Annotated in this window: 25 protein-coding genes and 1 pseudogene; 11 read left to right on the forward strand and 15 right to left on the reverse strand. The window is 71.7% G+C overall.

Annotated elements, in window-relative coordinates:
- Window positions 1-13: 13 nt before the first annotated feature.
- On the forward strand, window positions 14-166 hold the full coding sequence (locus tag HW130_RS17995; RefSeq protein ID WP_177150633.1) for a hypothetical protein: 153 nt from the start codon (window positions 14-16) through the stop codon (window positions 164-166).
- Between the two features lie 76 nt (window positions 167-242).
- On the opposite strand, the gene HW130_RS18000 is transcribed toward HW130_RS17995, so the two are convergent.
- The 3 genes from HW130_RS18000 to HW130_RS18010 form a co-directional block, all read right to left on the reverse strand.
- Entirely contained in the window at window positions 243-848 is a 606-nt protein-coding gene (locus HW130_RS18000) for a MarC family protein (RefSeq protein ID WP_177150634.1), read from the reverse strand.
- Window positions 849-892: 44 nt separating this feature from the next.
- Complete coding sequence (locus HW130_RS18005) at window positions 893-1,756, reverse strand: PHP domain-containing protein (protein WP_177150635.1); 864 nt, start codon at window positions 1,754-1,756, stop codon at window positions 893-895.
- A 151-nt stretch (window positions 1,757-1,907) separates the two neighbouring features.
- Window positions 1,908-2,546 (reverse strand): DUF6758 family protein, encoded by a 639-nt coding sequence (locus HW130_RS18010; protein WP_177150636.1) that lies wholly within the window; start codon window positions 2,544-2,546, stop codon window positions 1,908-1,910.
- Between the two features lie 149 nt (window positions 2,547-2,695).
- Between HW130_RS18010 and HW130_RS18015 the strand changes: the two are divergent.
- Window positions 2,696-2,888 (forward strand): annotated as a pseudogene (locus tag HW130_RS18015) (MFS transporter); the annotation flags it as partial.
- 120 nt (window positions 2,889-3,008) lie between these two features.
- Here HW130_RS18015 and HW130_RS18020 read toward each other — a convergent pair.
- Window positions 3,009-3,599 carry a suppressor of fused domain protein gene (locus HW130_RS18020; RefSeq protein WP_177150637.1) on the reverse strand — a complete coding sequence of 197 codons (591 nt, stop codon included), beginning with the start codon at window positions 3,597-3,599 and terminating at the stop codon, window positions 3,009-3,011.
- 466 nt (window positions 3,600-4,065) lie between these two features.
- On the opposite strand from HW130_RS18020, the gene HW130_RS18025 reads away from it, so the two are divergent.
- The 3 genes from HW130_RS18025 to HW130_RS18035 all read left to right on the forward strand — a co-directional run bounded on the left by HW130_RS18025 (window position 4,066) and on the right by HW130_RS18035 (window position 6,384).
- Window positions 4,066-5,181, forward strand: a complete 1,116-nt coding sequence (locus HW130_RS18025; RefSeq protein WP_177150638.1) for a magnesium and cobalt transport protein CorA — start codon at window positions 4,066-4,068, stop codon at window positions 5,179-5,181.
- Window positions 5,182-5,209: 28 nt separating this feature from the next.
- Window positions 5,210-5,719, forward strand: coding sequence for a hypothetical protein (locus HW130_RS18030; protein WP_177150639.1), 510 nt, complete (start codon window positions 5,210-5,212; stop codon window positions 5,717-5,719).
- 377 nt (window positions 5,720-6,096) lie between these two features.
- Complete coding sequence (locus HW130_RS18035; RefSeq protein ID WP_177150640.1) at window positions 6,097-6,384, forward strand: hypothetical protein; 288 nt, start codon at window positions 6,097-6,099, stop codon at window positions 6,382-6,384.
- A gap of 52 nt (window positions 6,385-6,436) precedes the next feature.
- Here the strand turns inward: HW130_RS18035 and HW130_RS18040 are convergent, their stop codons facing one another.
- Window positions 6,437-7,204, reverse strand: coding sequence for a hypothetical protein (locus HW130_RS18040; protein ID WP_309140466.1), 768 nt, complete (start codon window positions 7,202-7,204; stop codon window positions 6,437-6,439).
- A gap of 162 nt (window positions 7,205-7,366) precedes the next feature.
- Between HW130_RS18040 and HW130_RS18045 the strand changes: the two genes are divergently transcribed.
- Genes HW130_RS18045 through HW130_RS18055 form a run of 3 tightly spaced genes read left to right on the forward strand, consistent with a single transcriptional unit; the run spans window position 7,367 to window position 10,396 of the window.
- A complete protein-coding gene (locus HW130_RS18045; protein WP_177150642.1) occupies window positions 7,367-8,629 on the forward strand; it encodes a magnesium transporter MgtE N-terminal domain-containing protein in 1,263 nt (420 codons plus the stop codon).
- A complete protein-coding gene (locus tag HW130_RS18050) occupies window positions 8,622-9,218 on the forward strand; it encodes a DUF1003 domain-containing protein (protein ID WP_177150643.1) in 597 nt (198 codons plus the stop codon). The genes HW130_RS18045 and HW130_RS18050 overlap by 8 nt, the downstream gene beginning before the upstream one ends.
- 44 nt (window positions 9,219-9,262) lie before the next feature.
- Window positions 9,263-10,396: an Mrp/NBP35 family ATP-binding protein gene (locus HW130_RS18055; protein WP_177150644.1), complete on the forward strand. Its 1,134-nt coding sequence runs from the start codon at window positions 9,263-9,265 to the stop codon at window positions 10,394-10,396.
- 261 nt (window positions 10,397-10,657) lie between these two features.
- Here the strand turns inward: HW130_RS18055 and HW130_RS18060 are convergent, their stop codons facing one another.
- The 5 genes from HW130_RS18060 to sigE form a co-directional block, all read right to left on the reverse strand.
- On the reverse strand, window positions 10,658-11,356 hold the full coding sequence (locus HW130_RS18060; RefSeq protein ID WP_256356155.1) for a hypothetical protein: 699 nt from the start codon (window positions 11,354-11,356) through the stop codon (window positions 10,658-10,660).
- 131 nt (window positions 11,357-11,487) lie between these two features.
- On the reverse strand, window positions 11,488-11,949 hold the full coding sequence (locus HW130_RS18065; RefSeq protein ID WP_177150645.1) for a sec-independent translocase: 462 nt from the start codon (window positions 11,947-11,949) through the stop codon (window positions 11,488-11,490).
- A gap of 109 nt (window positions 11,950-12,058) precedes the next feature.
- Window positions 12,059-13,912, reverse strand: a complete 1,854-nt coding sequence (locus HW130_RS18070; RefSeq protein ID WP_177150646.1) for a S1C family serine protease — start codon at window positions 13,910-13,912, stop codon at window positions 12,059-12,061.
- A gap of 104 nt (window positions 13,913-14,016) precedes the next feature.
- Window positions 14,017-14,964: a zf-HC2 domain-containing protein gene (locus HW130_RS18075; RefSeq protein ID WP_177150647.1), complete on the reverse strand. Its 948-nt coding sequence runs from the start codon at window positions 14,962-14,964 to the stop codon at window positions 14,017-14,019.
- Entirely contained in the window at window positions 14,961-15,731 is a 771-nt protein-coding gene (gene sigE, locus HW130_RS18080) for an RNA polymerase sigma factor SigE (protein ID WP_177150648.1), read from the reverse strand. The genes HW130_RS18075 and sigE overlap by 4 nt, the downstream gene beginning before the upstream one ends.
- A 145-nt stretch (window positions 15,732-15,876) precedes the next feature.
- Between sigE and HW130_RS18085 the strand changes: the two genes are divergently transcribed.
- Window positions 15,877-16,554 (forward strand): O-methyltransferase, encoded by a 678-nt coding sequence (locus tag HW130_RS18085; protein WP_177150795.1) that lies wholly within the window; start codon window positions 15,877-15,879, stop codon window positions 16,552-16,554.
- A gap of 175 nt (window positions 16,555-16,729) precedes the next feature.
- Here HW130_RS18085 and HW130_RS18090 read toward each other — a convergent pair whose 3' ends face one another.
- Window positions 16,730-16,897 carry a DUF3117 domain-containing protein gene (locus tag HW130_RS18090; RefSeq protein ID WP_003966491.1) on the reverse strand — a complete coding sequence of 56 codons (168 nt, stop codon included), beginning with the start codon at window positions 16,895-16,897 and terminating at the stop codon, window positions 16,730-16,732.
- 312 nt (window positions 16,898-17,209) lie between these two features.
- On the opposite strand from HW130_RS18090, the gene HW130_RS18095 reads away from it, so the two are divergent.
- Window positions 17,210-18,010: an enoyl-CoA hydratase/isomerase family protein gene (locus tag HW130_RS18095; protein WP_177150649.1), complete on the forward strand. Its 801-nt coding sequence runs from the start codon at window positions 17,210-17,212 to the stop codon at window positions 18,008-18,010.
- Between the two features lie 159 nt (window positions 18,011-18,169).
- On the opposite strand, the gene HW130_RS18100 is transcribed toward HW130_RS18095, so the two are convergent.
- Both HW130_RS18100 and HW130_RS18105 read right to left on the reverse strand, forming a co-directional pair.
- Window positions 18,170-18,757, reverse strand: a complete 588-nt coding sequence (locus tag HW130_RS18100) for a DNA-3-methyladenine glycosylase I (RefSeq protein WP_177150650.1) — start codon at window positions 18,755-18,757, stop codon at window positions 18,170-18,172.
- Window positions 18,754-19,107 carry a DivIVA domain-containing protein gene (locus HW130_RS18105; RefSeq protein ID WP_177150651.1) on the reverse strand — a complete coding sequence of 118 codons (354 nt, stop codon included), beginning with the start codon at window positions 19,105-19,107 and terminating at the stop codon, window positions 18,754-18,756. Before HW130_RS18105 ends, HW130_RS18100 begins: the two co-directional genes overlap by 4 nt.
- A 120-nt stretch (window positions 19,108-19,227) precedes the next feature.
- Here HW130_RS18105 and folP point away from each other — a divergent pair, with 120 nt between their 5' ends.
- Window positions 19,228-20,088, forward strand: coding sequence for a dihydropteroate synthase (folP, locus tag HW130_RS18110; protein WP_177150652.1), 861 nt, complete (start codon window positions 19,228-19,230; stop codon window positions 20,086-20,088).
- A gap of 58 nt (window positions 20,089-20,146) precedes the next feature.
- Here folP and HW130_RS18115 read toward each other — a convergent pair whose 3' ends face one another.
- Together HW130_RS18115 and dapE are read right to left on the reverse strand one after the other, a co-directional pair.
- Window positions 20,147-20,899 (reverse strand): TIGR00730 family Rossman fold protein, encoded by a 753-nt coding sequence (locus HW130_RS18115; RefSeq protein WP_177150653.1) that lies wholly within the window; start codon window positions 20,897-20,899, stop codon window positions 20,147-20,149.
- A 147-nt stretch (window positions 20,900-21,046) separates the two neighbouring features.
- Complete coding sequence (gene dapE, locus HW130_RS18120) at window positions 21,047-22,126, reverse strand: succinyl-diaminopimelate desuccinylase (protein ID WP_177150654.1); 1,080 nt, start codon at window positions 22,124-22,126, stop codon at window positions 21,047-21,049.
- Between the last annotated feature and the right edge of the window lie 8 nt (window positions 22,127-22,134).

The raw sequence follows: 22,134 nt of genomic DNA on the forward strand, positions 1-22,134 counted from the left end.
GAAGGGAGAAGCCGTGCGCTTCGAGATCATGCGACTGGACGACGTCGACGGCACCGCCGTGGACAGCACCGTCGTGGACGCCGCCTCCGTCAACCGGATCGTGCAGCAAGCCGCCTCCATCGGCCAGCGCATCCTCATCCGGCCTGCCGAAACCTCGGCTTCGTAACCCTTACGAGCCTTACGCGACGCGCCCCCGTACAGAAGATCCGTACGGGGGCGCGGCGCGTCGTGGGGTCTCGGCCTCAAGCGCCCTGGATCACCTGCCGGATGCCGTTGATGATCTGCTGCACGGCGATCGCGGAGAGCATCATGCCCGCGAGCCGGGTCACCAGTACGACACCGCCGTCCTTGATCACGCGGATGATCACCAGCGAGTAGCGCATGGTCAGCCAGAGCACGACGTGCATCGCGGCGATCGCCGCCCACACCGACAGCTGTTCGCCGGCGGTGTCCGCGTGCTGGACCGCCAGGATGACCGAGACGATCGCGCCCGGGCCGGCGAGCAGCGGCATGCCGAGCGGCACCAGGGCGACGTTGACGTCCTTGGTCTGCTTGGGCTCGTCGGTCTTGCCCGTGAGCAGGTCGAGCGCGATCAGCAGCAGGAGCAGTCCACCGGCGATCATCAGCGCCGGCACGGAGACATGCAGGTAGTCCAGGATCTGCTGGCCGAGGATGCCGAAGACGGTGATCACGCCGAAGGCGACGGCGACGGCCTGCCAGGCCATCCGGCGCTGCACCTTGGCGGCGCGTCCGGAGGTCAGGGCGAGGAAGATCGGGGTGATCCCGGGGGGATCCATGATGACGAAGAGGGTGAGGAACAGGGAGCCGAAGACGGCAGCGTCGAACACGGTGAAGGGCCTTGCGGGAGAGGGGTGTACGAAGGGCGGCGGGTCTACGGGCGCGTTCCGCCCGTACCCGGCACCGGGAACGCGCCCGTGGCGCGGCGGGTGATCTCGCCGTAGATCTCCGGGTCGGTGGTGTACTCGCCGAGCCGGCAGGTCTTGCGGCTGCCGTGGTAGTCGCTGGAGCCGGTCGTCAGCAGACCGAGTTCCCCGGCGAGGCCGCGCAGCCGTGCGCGCGCCGCCTCGTCGTGGTCCATGTGGTCGACCTCTATGCCGTCGAGTCCGTGCACGGCCAGTTCGGCGATGACGCTCTCGGGCACCGTGCGGCCGCGCTTGACCGCGAGCGGATGCGCGAAGACGGTGACCCCGCCGGCGGCCTTGACGAGGCGGACGGCCGTGAACGGGTCGAGCTCGTGCTTCTCGACGTACGCCCGGCCGCCGTCCGCAAGCCAGGCGGGCGTGAAGGCGTCGGACACGCAGTCCACGACGCCGAGTTCGACCAGGGCCTCCGCGATGTGCGGGCGGCCGACGGAGCCGTCACCGGCGATACGGGCGACTTGCGTCCACTCGACGGGGACGCCGAGTTCCTGGAGCTTGCCGACCATGGCCCGGGCGCGCGGCACACGGTCGTCGCGTACGAGCTCGCGCTCGCGCAGCAGTTCGGGCTCCTCCGGGTCGAAGAGGTACGCCAGCATGTGCAGCCCGACGCCGTCGAGGCGGCAGGACAGCTCGGCGCCCGTGACGAGGGTGAGCCCCTCGGGGAGGGCGGCGGCGGCCTCGGCGTGCCCGCGGGTGGTGTCGTGGTCGGTGAGGGCGACGACGTCCAGGCCGGCAGCGGCGGCGCCGTGCACCAGCTCGGCCGGGCTGTCCGTACCGTCCGAGGCCGTGGAGTGGGTGTGCAGGTCGATGCGCACGCGTGACTCCGGGGGCTCGGGACGGACAAGGGGACGATCCAGGATAACCGGCCCGGACGTCCTGTCCGCGCCATGCACGGGCTCCAGCCGTAAGGCGACCCCTCCGCCACGACCCCTTACCTCATGGAGGCGAACGCGGCGTGCGTCGCGCCTACGACAGCAGCCGCGGCGACAGTGCCCCGCAGGGCAGCAGCTCCACTTCGGCGCCCGCGTCCCGCAGGTCCGTCAGCACCAGCTCGTCGTACATCAGCAGCCCCGACTGCTCGGGCCACACGACGGCCCACAGCCACAGCCCCCGCGCCTCGCCGGCGAACACCGCGCGGTCCTCCGGCGCGCCCGCCACATGCCACAGCGGGGTCGGACGGCCGGCGGCCAGCATCTTGACCTGCGGCGAGCTGTCCACGCGGATGTGCGAGCCGGGGTCGGGGCCGTCGATGCCCGCGTACCGGGCGCCGAGTCCGACGCCCAGCTCCTCGGCGATCAGCAGGAGTTCACCGATGCCGCCGAGGGGCCCGGGGCCCGAGCACGCCACGGCGGTGGCCCGGCCGCCGCTGCGGTCGTCGCCCGCGTAGGCGACGCCCGTGAACAGCCACCCGACCGGCAGCGGCCAGGGCATCCACACGGGGACCCGTGCGCGGTGCACCACGACGCCGAGGGCCTCTACACTGGGCGGGATCACCGGCTGCAGCGGGTGCACGGCGCCGTGCACATCGCACTGCCAGGAGTCGGCAAAGAGACCGGGCGCCCTCACCCGGCCACCGCACTTCGGGCAACTGGGTTCGCCCCTCATAGGGGTCAACGGTCCTCCCCGGCAGACGCCGCGTCAAGGACGATCACCCGTCCGGAGCGTGCCTCCGGGCGACAGAAATGGGCGCAACCTACATTAATTAGCGTGCCTAACTTGCTGTTGCAGGTCACACGCATCCGGATGGAGAAACAGCCTCCCCGTCCGGGACCTCCGGCTCCGTCGGATTCCGGGCGGGCCGGGCCCGACCTCGGCATCGCGCTGCCCGTGTCGACCTCGCCGGCCGTCATCGCCGGCGCCGCCGCAGGCGGCAGCGCGGCGGCCATCCTGCTGTGCGCATCGGCGCTCGGTCTCGGCATGGCCTGCGGTCCGCTGCTCGACGCGGTATCGCCCGTACCCGGCGCACCTTGCTCACCCGTGAGGCCGAGGAGTCGGCGTCCCGGCACGTCACCGAGGAGGGCGCCACCGCCTTCGCCAACTGACCTCAGCCAGGCCCGATTTGGGCCGTCAGTCCAGGGCCACGGACCTGCGCAGCGGATCGCGCAGGTCCGTGCCGCGGGCCAGCCAGCGCTCCTGGAGCTCCGCGGCTCCGTGCACACGCTTCCACGCGGCCTCGTTGGACGTCATCGGCAGCAGCGGGAGGAACCGCACGGGGTCCATCGGCTCGTCGAGCTCCAGGTCCTCCACCAGACCGCCCGGCTCCGCCACCAGCACCGAGCTGAACGGCGCGCCCGGCCACAGGGGTTCGCCGACGTCGAGCGAGGCGCCCGGGGTCACGACGACGCCCTCGACCTGGGGCGAGGCGGCCAGTACGGCGAGGGGCCGCAGCACCTTGTCCGTGTCGGCGAGTCCGGCCCGCACCGAGAGGATCAGCTCCGCGCGCGGACCCGCGACCGGGTCGGCGAAGGCCGCGGTGGGGTCCGTCATCGGCTGGGCGGACATGCCGAGGGTGACATACCTCACGACGTCCTCACCGTCACCGCGGAAGCGCAGGACCTCGATGCGCTCCGTCCCGAGGAAGGTGACCGCGGCGCGCGCGTCCGGTTCGCCGAGGGCGCTGTGCAGCCGGGCCTCGACCAGAGCAAGAACATCGTTCATCTCGCGAGCATAAAACGCGTAGGGAACGGGCAAACACAGGGATTGACCCGTAGTCGGCTGATAGGCTTGGCCGCTGGTCGGGCAGTACGCCGGGGGATCACCCTCCGACAGCAGCCGGAGGCACGCTCTCCGGTCCCGACGACACGTCATCCCCCAAGGGGGACCGGCCGGAGGAGGTGAGGCTGCGGTGGATCGAAGTCGATCGTGCAGTACCAGCAGCTCTTCCGCACGGCACCGCTCCTCGCGCCACGTCTGATCAGGCGATCCGCGGACCGGTGAGCTGAGGCCTTCCCGCACGGGCCCACGGCAATTCGCACACGGAAGAGCACTTCGTTTTTGCCTGTCTGTAGCGAACGCCGTCACCGCGACCCTGCGGTGCCGCCCGCTTTGCGGACGTATGTCTCACGTCCCCATTCCGGGCTGTGCCACGCCATTCGCCGACGGCCTCTCCGTGAAGGAGCCAGCCATGTCGATGATCCGTGACCTGCGTGCAGCGGTCCGCCCGGCCCTGCGCAAGAGCAACACCCCGTACAGCACGTACGACGCGACGCGCGACCCGTCCGCCTCCAGCGCGGTTGTCGACTGCGCCGTCTACCGCGACGGCAAGCGGCTGGAGGGCGCCGCCTGCCAGACGCCGCACGAGGCGATGCTGCAGGTACGCGAGAGCGGTGGCTTCGCGTGGATCGGGCTGCACGAGCCGACGGAGGCCGAATTCGCGGGTATCGCCGCCGAGTTCGGGCTCCACCCGCTGGCCGTCGAGGACGCGGTCCACGCCCACCAGCGGCCCAAGCTGGAGCGGTACGACGACACCCTGTTCACCGTCTTCAAGACCATCCACTACGTCGAGCACGCCGAACTGACCGCGACCAGCGAGGTCGTGGAGACCGGCGAGGTGATGGTCTTCACCGGACGGGACTTCGTCATCACCGTCCGGCACGGCGGCAAGGGCTCGCTGCGCGCGCTGCGGCACGGTCTGCAGAAGGACGCCGAGCTGCTGGCCAAGGGGCCGTCGGCGGTGCTGCACGCCATCGCCGACCATGTCGTCGACGGCTACATCGCGGTCGCCGCGGCGGTGCAGGACGACATCGACGAGGTCGAGATCGACGTGTTCTCCGCACCCGCGAAGGGCAGCCCGCGCGGCAGCGACGCCGGGCGGATCTACCAGCTCAAGCGGGAGGTGCTGGAGTTCAAGCGGGCCGTGTCGCCGCTGCTGCGGCCGATGCAGCTGCTGAGCGAGCGGCCGATGCGGCTGGTCGACCCGGACATCCAGAAGTACTTCCGCGACGTCGCGGACCACCTCGCCCGGGTGCAGGAAGAGGTCATCGGCTTCGACGAGTTGCTGAACTCCATCCTCCAGGCCAACCTGGCGCAGGCGACCGTCGCGCAGAACGAGGACATGCGCAAGATCACCTCCTGGGCGGCCATCATCGCCGTGCCCACGGCGGTCTGCGGCATCTACGGCATGAACTTCGACCACATGCCGGAGCTGCACTGGCAGTACGGATACCCCATGGTGCTCACCGGGATCGCCGGCGTCTGTCTCATGATCCACCGCACTCTGAAGCGCAACGGCTGGCTGTGACCGGCCGGCCGGTCGATAGGCTGCAGGCATGACATCCCATCTCGACCAGGCGCTCGTCGAGGAGGCCACGAAGAAGTCCGGCCTCATCTGGGTGCGTGGCGACGGCCCGGCGCGCGCCCTGTGGCACGTGTGGCACGAGGGCGCCGCGCACGTCGTCGGCGACGGCCCCGGCGAGCAGCCGCTGCCCGGCCTGACCGACGGCGGGACCGCCGAGGTCACCGTCCGCAGCAAGGACAAGGGCGGCCGTCTGGTCACGTGGACGGCCGCCGTACGCGAACTCGCGCCGGGCACGGAGGCGTGGGAGGGGGCCGTGGGCGAGCTCAAGGGCAAGCGGCTGAACGCGCCCGACGCGGAGCGGATGACGGAGCGCTGGGCACGCGAGTGCCGTGTCCTGCGGCTGGAGCCGCGTGGCACGACGACCGAGCTCCCGGACGAGTCCCTGTCGGCGCCGCCGCTGCCGAGTCCCGCCGTCACCCGCCGCCCGATCCCGGCGGCCCTGCCGAGGCTCCTCCTGAAGCGCCGCGCCCACCGCGGCTAGCCCGGCCCTGCGGCAGCTACGTCCCCGCGTCCGGAGGGACGTCTCCCCCGGACGCCGGCAGTCTGCCCGTAGCCACCGACGCGACCGCCCGGCGACACGGGCTGCGCGATCAGCCGGGGTGCGGACCGCACCCGCCGGACACCTGCACGTGAGCGGTCCGGCCGGGCGCGACGGCGCACGAGAGGCCACAGGTGCATGACGCGCGCGGCGAAGCCGCGCCGTTGCGTGCCGGTGTGCCGGGCCCGCGAGGTGTGCGCCGAGCCGCACATGATCTGCCGCGCGGGCACACGACGCCGGCCTCGTGCTCCTTCACGCGGCCGAGCAGCCGTTCGGTGCCCGGCCCGGCACCATGGAAGGGAGCGGACGAGGAGGGCAGCATGGTCACGCTGCACATCGAGCACACGATCACCGACCTCACCACCTGGAAGGCCGCGTTCGACCGGTACGCCGCCTTCCGCCGGAAACACGGCGTGCGCGCATACCGCGTCCAGCAGCCTGTCGACAATCCGGCGTACATCGTCGTCGACCTCGAGTTCGCCACCGCCGGTGAGGCCGAGCGCTTCCGTGACGCGCTCGTCACGGACGTCTGGCCGTCGCGCGAGAAGGCGCCCGCGCTGATCGGCACGCCCGTGACGAGGGTCCTCGACGTCGTCGAGGAGGGCTAGGGTCTTTCGTTTGGATCAGGCCCGCGAGCCCGGCATGATCCAAACGAGAGGCCTAGTCGCCCGAGGTCTTCGGCAGCTGGCCGCCGTAGTCCAGCATCTCGTCCTCCGACGGCTCGGCCAGCTCGAAGTCCTTGTCCCAGTCCCCGAGCGTGAGCACCCCCGCGCCGCCCGCCCGCGTGAACTGCAATGGGTACGGCTTGCCTGTCAGCGACACGGCCAGCACGCCCCCCTCGCCCTTGGCGGCGAGGACCTTGATGGCCCGTATGCCCCCCACCTGGGTCCGGTCCCCCTTGCTCAGCTCGCCCTGCATGCCGAGCAGCCCGTCGAGCAGCACGTCCATGTCCGTGAAGCCGCGGAACTGCTTGTACGAGGGGTCCCCCTGCGGCACCTTCACGTACTTGTCCTCGAGCTTGTCCGCGACCTCCTCGTCGGAGCCGCTCGGCTCCTCGCCGTCCTCGCCGTCAGCGTGGCTCCAGAAGCCGGCGTCGGCCTTCAGGAAGAGGGTGTCGCCGATGCGCAGCAGTTCGAAGGTGTTCTCCTTCGACGTCACCGACCCGGTGCCGCCGTCCTGCTTGAGCCGCATGTTCAGCTTGTACGTGCCGCCCTTGCTGACCAACGTGCCCGACAGCCGCACCGCGGTGGCCCCGTCGGCGGCCACCCGCGCCTTGTTCTCGATCTCCTGAGCCGTCAGCTTGCCGATCCCGTTGGTGCCCGCGTCCGGATCCTCGCCGCACGCCGTGACCCCGGTGGTCAGCCCGGCACACAGCACGACGGCAAGCAGGGCACGACGTGCCCGGCCGGCCGAAAGGAGGGGAGTCACCAGCGCCCTGCCTCTCATCTTGGGGGGATGGCAGACCGCAGCGTACCTGTGCCGGGAACGGGGTCTTGCAGGGAGCCGGACGGACGTGAGACGGGGCGACGACGAACGGGACGGGCTAGCCTGAACCAGTCGAACAACGGCATTCCCGGTGAAGGAGGGGCCATGGCAGCAGGCGCCCCCCGGGTCTTCGTCTCGCACCTCGCGGGCGTACCCGTCTTCGACCCCAACGGCGACCAGGTCGGCCGCGTGCGCGACCTGGTGGCCATGCTGCGCGTCGGACGGCGTCCGCCCCGGCTGCTGGGGCTCGTCGTCGAAGTGATCAGCCGCCGCCGTATCTTCCTGCCCATGACCCGGGTCACCGGCGTGGAATCCGGCCAGGTCATCACCACCGGCGTGCTGAACATGCGCCGCTTCGAGCAGCGCCCGACCGAACGCCTGGTGCTGGGCGAACTGCTCGACCGCCGGGTGCGCCTCGTGGAGACCGGCGAGGAGGCCACGGTCCTCGACGTGTCGATCCAGCAGCTGCCCGCCCGCCGCGACTGGGAGATCGACAAGGTCTTCGTACGCAAGGGCAAGGGCGGCGCGCTGCGCCGCAAGGGAGAGACGCTGACGCTCGAATGGTCCGCCGTCACCGGCTTCTCGCTGGAGGAGCACGGGCAGGGCGCCGAGAGCCTGCTCGCCACCTTCGAGCAGCTGCGCCCCGCCGACCTGGCCAACGTGCTGCACCACCTCTCCCCCAAGCGGCGCGCCGAGGTGGCCGCCGCGCTCGACGACGACCGGCTCGCCGACGTACTGGAGGAACTGCCCGACGACGACCAGGTGGAGATCCTCGGCAAGCTCAAGGAGGAGCGCGCGGCCGACGTGCTGGAGGCCATGGACCCCGACGACGCCGCCGACCTGCTCTCCGAACTGCCCGAGGAGGACAAGGAACGGCTGCTCACGCTGATGCGCCCGGACGACGCGGCCGACGTGCGCCGGCTGCTTTCGTACGAGGAGCGCACGGCGGGCGGCCTGATGACGACCGAGCCGATCGTGCTGCGCCCGGACGCCACGGTCGCCGACGCGCTCGCCCGCGTCCGCCAGGCGGACCTCTCCCCCGCACTCGCCGCGCAGGTGTACGTGTGCCGGCCGCCGGACGAGACGCCCACGGGCAAGTTCCTGGGCACCGTGCACTTCCAGCGGCTGCTGCGGGACCCGCCGTTCACCCTCGTCAGCTCGATCGTCGACAACGACCTGCCGCCGCTGTCCCCAGGCACCCCGCTGCCCGCCGTCACCAGCTATCTCGCCGCGTACAACATGGTCGCCGCGCCCGTCGTCGACGAGAGCGGCTCGCTGCTCGGTGCCGTCACCGTCGACGACGTGCTCGACCACCTGCTGCCGGAGGACTGGCGCGAGACCGAGTTCGAGGAGTCCGCCCATGGGTAGCGGCGGCGAGTTCGGATCGACCGAGCGGAGCGAGGCGCGCGAGCGCATGCCGGCGGGCGCGAGCGCCGCGTCGCGTACCCGTGCACGGCTCGACCTGCCGCGCCCGCCGCGTCGCAGCCTGCTGCCCGAGTACGACCCCGAGGCGTTCGGGCGGCTGTCGGAGAAGATCGCGCGCTTCCTCGGCACGGGCCGGTTCCTCGTCTGGATGACGCTGACGATCATCGCGTGGGTCGTGTGGAACATCGGCGCGCCGAAGGACCTGCGCTTCGACGAGTACCCGTTCATCTTCCTCACGCTGATGCTGTCCCTGCAGGCCTCGTACGCGGCGCCGCTGATCCTCCTCGCGCAGAACCGGCAGGACGACCGCGACCGGGTCAATCTGGAGCAGGACCGCAAGCAGAACGAGCGGTCGATCGCCGACACCGAGTACCTGACACGGGAGATCGCGGCGCTGCGCATGGGCCTCGGCGAGGTCGCGACGCGGGACTGGATCCGCTCCGAGTTCGAGGATCTGATCAAGGAGCTGGAGGAGCGGCGCACCGTATTCCCGTCCGAGCGTCCCGGGCACCGTGACGAAGGCGACCGCTGACAGGGCTTTCCCGAGGCGGGAGGCAGCGCCGTACCATCGTCCGTATGGTTACGGAAGACGCGGTGCTCGAGGCACTGGCGACAGTGAACGACCCCGAGATCAACCGACCGATCACCGACTTGGGCATGGTGAAATCGGTCGACATCGGGGACGACGGCACGGTCGCCGTCACGGTGTATCTCACCGTCTCGGGCTGCCCCATGCGCGAGACGATCACCAAGAACGTGACCGACGCGGTCGCCCGCGTCGACGGCGTCAGCCGTGTCGACGTCTCGCTCGACGTCATGAGCGACGAACAGCGCAAGGACCTGGCGGCGTCGCTGCGGGGCACGACCGCCGAGCGCGAGGTGCCGTTCGCCAAGCCCGGCTCGCTGACCCGCGTGTACGCGGTGGCCTCCGGCAAGGGCGGCGTCGGCAAGTCCTCGGTGACCGTGAACCTGGCGGCCGCGATGGCGGCGGACGGGCTGAAGGTCGGTGTCGTGGACGCCGACATCTACGGCCACAGCGTGCCGCGGATGCTGGGTGCGGACGGCCGTCCCACCCAGGTCGAGAACATGATCATGCCGCCGTCGGCGAACGGCGTGAAGGTCATCTCCATCGGCATGTTCACCCCGGGCAACGCGCCGGTGGTGTGGCGCGGCCCGATGCTGCACCGCGCGCTCCAGCAGTTCCTCGCGGACGTGTACTGGGGCGACCTCGACGTACTGCTGCTCGACCTGCCGCCGGGCACGGGCGACATCGCGATCTCGGTCGCCCAGCTCGTGCCGAACGCCGAGATCCTCGTCGTCACCACGCCGCAGCAGGCGGCCGCCGAGGTCGCCGAGCGCGCCGGTTCCATCGCGGTGCAGACGCACCAGAAGATCGTGGGCGTCGTCGAGAACATGTCGGGCCTGCCGTGCCCGCACTGCGACGAGATGGTCGACGTCTTCGGCACCGGGGGCGGGCAGAGGGTCGCCGAGGGCCTGTCGCGGACGACCGGCACGACGGTGCCGGTGCTGGGCTCGATCCCGATCGACGTACGCCTGCGCGAGGGCGGCGACGAGGGCAAGCCGGTCGTGCTGACCGACCCCGACTCCCCCGCGGGCTCGGCGCTGCGCACGATCGCGGGCAAGCTGGGCGGCCGCCAGCGTGGTCTGTCGGGCATGAGCCTGGGCATCACGCCGCGCAACAAGTTCTGATCCGCCGCGCCTCCGCGCGACGTATGACGGGCTGATTCCTGGAGGGAATCAGCCCGTCGGCGTATGCCCCGGGGCAGCCTCGCCACGTCCCGTGCCAGGCGCGATGTGCCCGGAGGTCTACGGTGCGGGGCCGCCGCGCGACTGGTGGAGCCGATGCCCGCCGCGGCCCGGAAGCCGCTGGGTCCGGGCGCGGTGACCGCCCGGATGCCGGACGCGTGGCGGGCAGCCCGAGCGCCGCGGACGCGAAGGCACCGGCCCCGGTCAGTCCACGTACGCGGACACGTCCATCACCGAGAACCCGAGCCCGTACGCGCTCATGCCGCGCCCGTAGGCCCCGATGTGCACCCCGTTGTCCGTCGTCCCGGCGAGCACCCAGCCGAACTCCGACTCTCGGTAGTGGAACGGCGTCGGCACCCCGTCCACCGGCAGCGAGAGCGTCGACCACGCCGGGCCCGCGAGATCGTCCGCGAGCTCGAACGCCGTCTCCGTCTGCTGGTCCAGCCAGTCGTCGCGCAGCGAGTGGTCCAGCTGCGGCGGCCAGGTGTGCGCCAGCAGGCCCGAGCCCGCCAGCCAGGCCGCGGACGAGGCCGTCGTGGCGTCCAGGACGCCCGTGCCGTCGCCGCTGTGCCGGAGCGGACTCGCCGCGACCGTGACGACCACCGCGAAGCGCTCCTTCTCCCCTCCGGCCGCCTCGGACCGTATCGACGGCTCGTCACCGTGACCGATGGCGCCGTGCTGAACGGTTCCGTCCGCCGCGGTGCCCACCTGCATCAGCCGACGCGGGCCGGTGAAGACCTCGTCCAGCCCGTACCAGGGGAAGCCGGCGCTCAAGAAGCCGTCGGCCGTACGCCGGGCAGCCGCCGCAGCCGTTCCCCCCTGCGTCGCACGGGGGCCGCTGCCGCCCTGGACCGACTCATCGCCGGCCGCGTCCTGCGCCGTCACCCGGCTCGTCGTCGCCATCTATCCGGCCGCCTCCTCTGTCGTTCGTTCCTTCAGCGGACCCGCCCCCCTCGGGCGTCCTCACTGCCGGACAGATGGAGAGAATAGCCACCCCGCCCCCGCGCGCAGGGGATGACGGTGCTCGGGCGTGCTCAGGTGGCGTCCGCGTCGAACGGCGGCCGCTCGTCCCGATCGGCGTTGTCGCGCTTCTTCAGCAGGTCGGGGCCGCCTGAGGGCGAGCCGTTCACCGCGGCCGGGACGGAGCCCTCTGACACGCCGGACGGCTCCTTCCCGTTGACGGCGTCCGTGACGTCGTTGATCTCCTTCTTGAGATCGAAGCTGCTGCGGAGCTCCTTCAGCTCCTTGAGGTCCTCGTTCTCCGCGAGCTGCTTGCGCAGATACGTCTTGGGGTTGAGGTCCTCGAACTCGAAGTCCTTGAACTCCGGCCCCAGTTCGCTGCGGATGTCCTCCTTCGCGCTCTCGGAGAACGCGCGGACCTTCCGGATGAAGCGGGCGGCGTCCTGGATCACCTTCGGCAGCTTGTCGGGGCCGAAGACGAGCACGGCGAGGATCACGAGAGCCACCAGCTCCAGTCCGCCTATGTCATTGAACACCCTGCTGCTCCTCGTGTTCTGTGGCCCGCAGGTCGGATGGGGTCCGGACCCGAACCACGGTACCCGGCGAAACTGTCGCCCCGGTACCGTGCGGACACCGCGCAGATGGTCATGAGTTGTCCGCCGAACCGAGGGTCAGCGTCATCGTCCGCTCCTCCCCGCCGCGCCTGATCGTGAGCTCCAGCCGGTCGCCCGGCCGGTGGGCGCGGATCTTGACGATGAGCTCCTCGCCGCTGTGCACCCGCTGACCGTCGACCTTGGTGATGACGTCGCCCGGCTTGATGCCGGCCTTGTCGGCCGGGCCGCCGGGGGTGATCGACGGGGTGTCGTCCTTGCCCCGCTCGCCGACGCGCGCCCCGTCGCCGGTGAACTTCATGTCGAGGCTGACCCCGATCACCGGGTGCGTGGCCTTGCCGGTGTTGATCAGCTCCTCCGCGACGCGCTTGCCCTGGTTGATCGGGATCGCGAAGCCGAGTCCGATCGAGCCTGCCTGGCCGCCCTCGGCGCCCGCCCCGGTGTCGGCTGCCCTGATCGCGCTGTTGATGCCGATCACCCGCGCTTTGCTGTCGACGAGGGGTCCGCCCGAGTTGCCCGGGTTTATCGGGGCGTCGGTCTGCAGTGCGTCGACATAGCTGACGTCGCTGCCGTCGCCCTTCTCGCCGCCGGCCGTGATCGGGCGCTCCTTGGCGCTGATGATCCCGGAGGTGACGGTGTTCTGGAGGTCGAACGGTGCGCCGATGGCGACGACGGGGTCGCCGACCCGGACGTTGTCGGAGTTGCCGAGCGGCAGCGGCTTCAGTCCGGAGACGCCCGTGACCTTGACGACCGCGAGGTCGTACCCGCTGTCCTTGCCGACGAGGGTGGCCTCGGCCGTCTCCCCGCCGCTGAACGTGATCGTGATGTCGCCGGAGGCTCCGGCCGGATCGACGACGTGGTTGTTGGTGAGGATGTGGCCCTGCCGGTCGAGGACGAAGCCGGTGCCCGTGCCCTGTTCGCCGCCGCCGCTGACGTGCAGCGTGACGACGCTGGGCAGGGCGCTGGCCGCGATGCCGGCGACGCTGTCGGGCGCGCGGTCCCCGCTCTCGCGGTCCGCCTGGGGGAGCTCCACCTGGGCGATGCCGCCGTTGCGCTCGACGTACGCGCCGATGGCCCCGCCCGCGCCGCCCGCGACGAGGGCGATGACGAGCGCGCCGATGAGCAGGGGACCGCGCCTGCGCTTCTTGGCGACCGGCTCGCCGGGCTCGGTGAGCGGCCGGCCCGGTGCGCTCCAGGGGTCGTACTGGAGCCACACGGAGTTCAGCGGCTGCGGCCGCTCGTCGGCGGCCGGCCGCGGGTGGTGGTGCATCTGCTGCTGCGCGTGCGGGGCGGCCGGCTCGTGCTGCGCCGGCGGCAGCGGGGCGGAGGGGGCGGCGTGCGGCGCCGGCTGCGCCGGGTGCGGGACGGTCTGCGGCGCCGTGTACTGCGGCGGCACGGGCGTGCCCTGCGCGGGGGTGGGGACCGGCCGCTGCACCGGGGGCGCGGGGGCCCACGGGCCCGGGCCGCCGTAGGGCGGGGTGCTGTACGGGTCGGGCTCGTGCAGCGGAGTCGGCCTGGACGGAGCCGTCGCGACGGGCATTGCGGGCGCGACGACGGTGTCGGCGACGGAGGGTGCGGGGACGAAGGCCGTCTCGGCGGTCACCGGCTCGACGGCCGGTGCCGGGGCGACGGCCGTGTCCGCGGTGACGGGCTCGGCGGACTGCGGCGCGACCACCGTGTCCGACGGGGGCGGCTCTACGGGCTGCGGCGGAGCCGCCGTCGTCGGGGCCGGGGCCTCCACCGCCGCTTCCCGGCCTGCCTCGGGCGCGGGGGCCGACGGCTGCGCGTCGGCCGGCTCGGACCGCTCCGGCCCGGAAGGCGTCATCCGCACCGCGCTGGGGCGGCTCCACCACTTCGCCTTCGATCCGGTGGGCTTCCCGTCGTCCATGTTCTCCCCGCAAACTGCCGGCCTCTGCGGTACCCCCGCGGGGCACGCACCCAGGATTCAACCAGGTTTGCGAATCCCTGCGCAGGGACCGGTGCGTCCTGCCGTCAGCGCGGAGGCGCCATTGACGAGCCAGGGGCCGTCGGAGCCGCGAGATGCGTGGGGGCCGGGGTGGCGCTCGGTGGCGCGACCGACCCGATGGCCAGCGGGAACGCCGACACCGTCGGCTGTATCAGCGACGGCAGGGCGGCGGAGTTGTACATCAGCAGTGCTGCCGTGTACGGGTGTGCCTGCTGCGGACTCGGCGGTGCGGTGGGCGGGACGGCGTGGAACGGACCGGTGTCCGGCTTGGCCGGCGTACCCGTCGTGCTCCGGCGACGGTCGCTCTCCACGCCGCGCAGGGAGACCGCGCCGCCTGTCGTCGTGGCCCCGGAGGAGGCGCCGGCGGGCCCGGCGGACGCCGTGCGCACGGGGGTCACCTTGCCACCGCTCTGGCCGCGGGAACTCGTCTCACCGGAGACGTCCAGGGGGACGGCTCCGCCGAGTGCGATGGCGGCGAAGGACACGGCGCTGGCCGCGGCGAACGCGAAGCGTCGGCCGCGCCACGGGGAACGCTCAGCGTCCGCGCGGCCGACCTCGTGGATTCGGAAGCCGCTGCCGGCACCCGGCAGGATCGCCGCGTGCGCGCCCCCGGGGACGTACCCGAAGGTCTCCCCCCCAGGTTCGCGGGTATGTCCCGCGGACGGGTTCAGAGCTCCGAGGACGCCGTCGGAGGGGCGGCCGCCGAGCGGACCGTCGCGGTCGTCGTCGACGCCCGTGTCGGCAGGCAGGCCCTGAAGGCGCGCGAGCAGCCCCGCGGACAGCGGCGGCGGCGCAGACTGCGCGAACACGCTCTTGAGGCGGCGCTGGGCGTCCGCCTCCGCCTTGCACTTGGGGCAGGTCGCCAGATGCGCGAGGACGCGGTCGCGCACGTCGTGCTTCAGCTCGCCGTCGACCAGTGCGGCGAGCCGGTCCCCCAGATGCTGTTCCGCGGGGGTCGGACTGGTGCCACTCACGCCGGTCCGACCTCCACGGCAAGGCCGGCGACACCCGCCAGGGACCGCTGCTGCTCGGCACGGGCCTCGGGGGACCGGTGCTGCAGGGCCTTGCGCAGATGCGAGCGGCCGCGGTGGATACGGCTGCGGACGGTGCCGAGCTTCACGCCCAGGGTCGCGGCGATCTCCTCGTACGACAGCCCCTCGATGTCGCAGAGCACCACGGCGGCGCGGAACTCCGGGGCGAGGGTGTCCAGCGCGTGCTGCACATCGGCGTCGAAGTGGGTGTCGTTGAAAACCTGCTGGGGGGACGGCTCACGGCTGGGCAGGCGCTCGGCCGCGTCGTCGCCGAGGGCGTCGAAACGGATGCGCTGCTTGCGGCGGACCATGTCCAGGAAGAGGTTGGTCGTGATGCGGTGCAGCCAGCCCTCGAACGTCCCGGGGGTGTACGTCGACAGCGAACGGAAGACGCGGACGAACACCTCCTGGGTGAGGTCCTCGGCGTCGTGCTGGTTGCCCGTGAGGCGGTAGGCCAGGCGGTAGACCCGAGCGCTGTGCGTGCTGACGATCTCCTCCCAGGTGGGAGGGGTCCACGCCTGCGATTCCGCATCCGATGCGAAGGTCGCGGTGGCTACGGAGTCGGCGGGCACGGAACGGTCAGCGGTGTTGGTCACGGATTTGGGCTCACCCACCGACCTGAGGAAACGCCTGAGCACTCCTCCCCGATCCGCAGGTGCAGCCGCACCTCCCCTGTCAGCTCTGGTGGTGTCCAGCGGAGCCCCTACCATAGCCACCTCGCCCGTTAGCTCCGGATAAGAATCTTTACGTGGATTTGGGTCCGTGGATCCGGGTCCTGCGTCCGGCCCCGATCCACGCACTCTCCCCGTCCTTCCTCAACGTCCGGTCCCATCTGCGGGTTCCCGGGTGCAGCGGATACAGTCAGCGTCGCGCCAACTACGGGGACAGGAGAGGGTCATTACCGCCAACCGGCAGACGAGCTGGGCGTTCGCCGACGCCTTTGTCGCCGAGGACGACGCTCTGCGCTGGGCCCGCGAGCGGGCCCGGGAGGCAGGGCTGCCCTCGGTGTCGCCCGGCACCGGCTCCGCGCTGCGCCTGCTGGCCGCCACCGCCGACGCCAAGGCCGTGGCCGAGATCGGGACCGGGACCGGTGTCTCGGGGATCTACCTGCTGCAGGGCATGCGGCCCGACGGCGTGCTGACCACGGTCGACCTGGAGCCGGAGCGCCAGCAGTTCGCCCGGGAGGCGTTCCGCGCGGCCGGCTTCGCGGGGAACCGCGCGCGTTTCATCCCTGGCGGCGCGCTGGACGTCCTGCCACGGCTGGCCGACGGCGGGTACGACCTCGTCTTCTGCGACGGGGACCGTACGGAGTCGCTGGACTATCTCGCTGAATCGTTGCGCCTGCTCCGTCCGGGCGGGCTGGTCTGCTTCGAGGGCGTGTTCGCGGACGGCCGCACCGTGGATTCGGCGGCGCAGCCGTCGGAGGTGCTGAGGGTCCGGGAGCTGCTGCGTACGGTGCGGGAGAGTCCCGAGTTGCTGCCGACACTGCTGCCGGTGGGCGACGGCCTGCTCTGCGCGGTCCGCCGCGGCTGACCGCTGCGCGCTCCGGCGAACGGGGCCGCTGTACGGGGTGACCGCTGCGCGCTCCAGGCGGCCGCGCCCCGGGGCGGCCCCGGGTCCGCGCCCTCTCCGCGCGGCAGACGGCCCGGGGGAGAAAGCGCACTGCCCCGGCACTTACGTGCCGGGGCAGGCGAAGAATCAGGGCGCGTCAGCCGACGACCTTCTTCAGGGCGTCGCCCAGTGCGTCCGCTTCGTCCGGAGTCAGCTCGACGACAAGCCGACCGCCGCCTTCGAGCGGAACGCGCATGACGATGCCCCGCCCCTCCTTGGTCACCTCGAGCGGGCCGTCGCCCGTCCGCGGCTTCATGGCCGCCATGCTCGTTCCCCTTCCTGAAACCAGCTCATCGCAGCCGGCGGCCCCATGACAGGTGCTGTGTCACCGGCATCGAACACATTGCTTCCAGGCCATTATCCCGCATGGCGGGACCCAAAGACCAACATCAGTCGGCATCGCTTACGCAACGCGCTCTCGCAAAACCACCCAATTCGGCGATCGGCCTGCGATACTTCGCCGCGCTCCGACGCCGCCGCGACAAGGTTTCTTTGACGCAGGTCACATGTCCCCGTCCGGCGATCTCCGCCATGCTGGGCCCCGACATTGCCGTCAGAACCGCAAAGGGGACCCACCATGGCCGACGCCGTGCTGTACGACGTGAGCGACGGACTCGCGACGATCACGATCAACCGGCCCGAGGCCATGAACGCCATGAACGTCGAGGCGAAGGTCGCGCTGCGGGACGCCGTCCTTGCCGCCGCCGCCGACCCCGGCGTACGCGCGGTCCTGCTCACGGCGACGGGCAAGGCGTTCTGTGTGGGGCAGGACCTCAAGGAGCACGTGGAGCTGCTGGCCGCCGACCGGGAGTCGGGCAGCGGCGGCACCATGAGCACGGTGCGGGAGCACTACAACCCGATCGTCCGCGCGCTGACCGAGATGCCGAAGCCGGTCGTCGCGGGCGTGAACGGCGTCGCGGCAGGCGCCGGCCTGGGCTTCGCCCTCGCCGCCGACTACCGGATCGTGGCGGACACGGCGAAGTTCACGACGTCGTTCGCGGGCGTGGCGCTGACCGCGGACTCGGGGGTGTCGTGGACGCTGCCCCGGCTGATCGGCCAGAGCCGTGCGGCCGACCTGCTGCTGTTCCCGCGGTCGTTCTCCGCGCAGGAGGCGTACGACTGGGGCATCGCGAACCGGCTGGTCCCGGCGGACGAGCTGGCCTCGGAGGCGGCAGCCGTGGCCCGGGGGCTGGCCGAGGGACCCACGGTCGCGTACGCGGCGCTCAAGGAGTCGCTGGCGTACGGGTCGAGCCGTTCGCTGAGCGAGGCGCTGGACAAGGAGGACGAGCTGCAGTCGAAGGCGGGCGCCTCCGAGGACCACGCGATCGCCGTGCAGGCCTTCCTGGCGAAGGAGAAGCCGAAGTACCTCGGGCGCTAGGGTCTTTCGTTCGGATCAGGCCGGATCAGTGAGCGGGATCTGGTGCGTGCGATCGCAAGGCGGAGGAGGGAGACAATGGCGGAGCCATGGCGACCGACGACAACGCGGCGAGCGTGCGTGCCAGACCCCGCGAGCCCGGCATGATCCAAACGAGAGGCCCTAGGGGCGCGGGCCGCGGGCCACGCAGTCGGCGAGGTGGTCGTCGACCAGGCCGCACGCCTGCATCAGGGCATAGGCGGTCGTCGGTCCGATGAAGCGCAGGCCGCGCTTCTTGAGGGCCTTGGACAGCGCTGTCGACTCGTCGCTGACGGGCGGGACGTCGGCCAGGGTCCGCGGGGCCGCGCGCCGGGCGGGATCGGGGGCGTGGGACCAGATCAGGGCGTCGAGCTCGCCGGCGGGCCATTCGGCGAGCACGCGCGCGTTGGCCATGGTCGCCTCGATCTTGGCGCGGTTGCGGATGATGCCGGCGTCGGCGAGGAGGCGCTCCTTGTCGGCGTCGGTGAACGCCGCGACCGAGGCGATCTTGAAGCCGTCGAAGGCGCTGCGGAAGCCCTCCCGGCGGCGCAGGATCGTGATCCAGGACAGACCGGACTGGAAGGCCTCCAGGCAGAGCCGCTCGAAGAGGGCGTCGTCGCCGTGGACGGGACGGCCCCACTCCTCGTCGTGGTAGGCCACGTAGTCCTCGGTGGACAGGCCCCAGGGGCAGCGCAGAGCGCCGTCGGGGCCGGGCACGGCACCGCCGGTCATCGGTCCGTCTCCTCGTCCGGCTTGGCGAACAGGTCGCGGCGGCCGGCGGCCGTCGCCTGTGCGCCGGCCAGCGCCGACTCCAGGTCCGCGATACGCGCGTCCCGCTCGGCGAGCTCGGCGCCGAGCCGGTCGAGGACCTCGTCGACGTCGTCCATCCGGTAGCCCCGCGGGGACACGGGCAGGCGCAGGGCCTCCACGTCCGCGCGACCCAGCGGGCGGTTCAGCGGGAGGGGGTCGGTCAGCTGCTCGGGCGCCACCTCGGGCAGGGCCGCGCTGTCGCCGCCGCCCACGACGGCGAGCGTGACCGCGGCGACGACCACGACCATCGCGATCAGCAAGAACAAGAACACGAGCGACCCTCTCCCCTGACGACCTGGGAACACCCCGAGCGGAAAAACTCCCGTGCCGATCGTGCCACGGGACACTGACAGTAGGGTCGCAGGGCGGACGATCTGAGGAGGAAACAGCGGATGCTGCGGCTGGGACGGCGCGAGTTCGACGCGCACGAGCCGGTGATCATGGCGATCGTGAACCGGACGCCCGACTCCTTCTACGACCAGGGCGCCACGTTCCGCGACGAGCCCGCGCTGTCCCGGGTCGAGCAGGCGGTGGCCGAGGGCGCGGCGATCATCGACATCGGCGGGGTGAAGGCGGGCCCCGGCGAGGAGGTGAGCGCCGAGGAGGAGGCGCGGCGCACGGTGGGGTTCGTGGCGGAGGTCCGCCGACGGCACCCGGACGTGGTGATCAGCGTCGACACCTGGCGGCACGACGTCGGCGAGGCCGTGTGCGAGGCGGGCGCCGACGTGCTGAACGACGCGTGGGGCGGGGTGGACCCCGGCCTGGCCGAGGTCGCCGCGCGGTACGGCGCCGGCCTGGTGTGCACGCACGCGGGCGGCGCCGAGCCCCGAACGCGCCCGCACCGGGTGGCGTACGACGACGTCATGGCGGACATCCTGCGGGTCACGGTCTCTCTCGCCGAGCGGGCCGTCGAGCTGGGCGTACGCCGGGACGGGATCATGATCGACCCCGGTCACGACTTCGGGAAGAACACCCGGCACAGTCTGGAGGCGACCCGCAGGCTGGGTGAGATGACGGCGACCGGCTGGCCGGTGCTGGTCTCGCTGTCCAACAAGGACTTCGTCGGCGAGACGCTCGACAAGCCGGTCAAGGAGCGGGTGCTCGGCACGCTGGCGACGACCGCCGTCTCGGCCTGGCTCGGGGCGCAGGTCTACCGGGTGCACGAGGTGGCCGAGACGAAGCAGGTGCTGGACATGGTGGCGTCGATCGCGGGCCACCGCCCTCCGGCGGTCGCCCGGCGGGGACTGGCCTGACCGCAGGCCGCCGGTGCGCTCCGGGGACGTCCGGGGGCACACCGGCGACGTACGGGCGCTACCTGCCGGTCTCCTTGGTGACCATGGCGACGGCCTCCTCCACGTCGTCCGTGACGTGGAAGAGCAGCAGGTCACGCTCCGACGCCTTGCCCTGCGCGACCACGGTGCCGCGCAGCCAGTCGACCAGGCCGCGCCAGTACTCGCTGCCGAACAGGACGATCGGGAAGCGGGTCACCTTGCGGGTCTGGACGAGGGTGAGCGCCTCGAACAGCTCGTCCAGGGTGCCGAGACCGCCGGGCAGGACGACGAAGCCCTGCGCGTACTTCACGAACATCGTCTTGCGGACGAAGAAGTAGCGGAAGTTCACTCCGATGTCGACGTGCTGGTTGATGCCCTGCTCGAAGGGCAGCTCGATGCCGAGGCCGACGGAGATGCCCTTGGCCTCCCGCGCGCCCTTGTTGGCGGCCTCCATGGCGCCCGGCCCGCCGCCGGTGATCACGGCGAAGCCGGCGTCGACCAGCGCCCGGCCGAGCTGCACCCCGACCTCGTACTCCGGCGTGCCGGGGCGGGTACGGGCGGAGCCGAAGACGCTGATGGCGCTGGGCAGTTCGGCGAGCGCGCCGAAGCCCTCGACGAACTCCGACTGGATGCGCATGACCCGCCAGGGGTCCGTGTGCACCCACTGGGAGTCGCCTTCGGTGTCCAGCAGCCGCTGGTCGGTGGTCGTCGGCTGGACCTGCTCCCTGCGGCGCAGTACCGGTCCCAGTCGCTGCTCCTCCAGCGCGCGCAAACCCTCGGAGTTGCTGCTCATGACCTGCTCCCTCCGCCGAACATCATTTTTCTTCGGGCCAGGGTAGGTCGGCGGACGTTACGAAGGGCGAAATGAGAGCGATCCGCCGGCCTTCGATGTCGGGAAGCACGGCCGCCGCGCAGAGCCACGGACGCATGCCGGGGCGGGTCAGGCGGTGAGCCACTCTCGCAGCCGCTCCTCGCAGTGCGTGATCTTGGCGACGGCCACATGCTCGTCCCGCTTGTGGGCGAGGAGCGCGTTGCCCGGTCCGTAGTTGACGGCCGGGACGCCGAGAGCGCTGAACCGTGAGACGTCGGTCCAGCCGAACTTCGGCTGCGCGGTGCCGCCCACGGCGGCCATGAACGCGGCCGCGGCGGGGTGCGAGAGTCCGGGCAGCGCACCGCCTGTGTGGTCGTCCACCACGAATTCGCTCACTCCGCAGTCGGCGAACACCTCACGGACGTGGGCTTCGGCCTCCTCCATGCTGCGGTCGGGGGCGTAGCGGTAGTTGACGACCACGGTGCACGCGTCGGGGATGACATTGGTGGCCACACCGCCCTCGATGCCGACGGCGTTGAGGCCCTCGCGGTACTCGAGCCCGTCGATCACCGGTCGGCGGGGTTCGTACGCGGCGAGTCGGGCGAGGATCGGGGCGGCGGCGTGAATGGCGTTGGAACCCATCCAGCTGCGCGCGGAGTGGGCGCGCTCGCCCTCCGTGCGGAGGTGGACCCGCAGCGTGCCCTGGCAGCCGCCCTCGACCTGGGCGTCGGAGGGCTCCAGCAGGATCGCGAAGTCACCCGTGAGCCAGTCGGGATGGGCGTCTGCCACATGCCCCAGGCCGTTCAGGTGTGCTGCGACCTCCTCGTTGTCGTAGAAGACGAACGTGAGGTCACGGTTGGGCTCGGGGACCGTGGCCGCGATACGCAGCTGGACGGCGACGCCCGACTTCATGTCGCTGGTGCCGCAGCCCCACAGGATGCCGTTCTCGTCGAGACGCGAGGGCAGGTTCTCCGCGACCGGAACCGTGTCGATGTGCCCGGCGAGCACCACGCGCTCGGCCCGCCCCAGGTGCGTACGGGCCACGATGTTGTTGCCGTGCCGGTCGACGGTGAGGTGCGGCAGGAGGCGCAGGGCCTGCTCGATGGCGTCGGCGAGGGGCTTCTCCTCCCCGCTGACCGAGCGGTGGTCGACCAGCGCGGCGGTGAGCGCCGGGCCGTCCAGGGTGAGGTCAAGCACGGTTTCGGGCATGGCTCAGA

The sequence above is a fragment of the Streptomyces sp. PKU-EA00015 genome, assembly GCF_013387495.1.
Classification (GTDB): domain Bacteria; phylum Actinomycetota; class Actinomycetes; order Streptomycetales; family Streptomycetaceae; genus Streptomyces.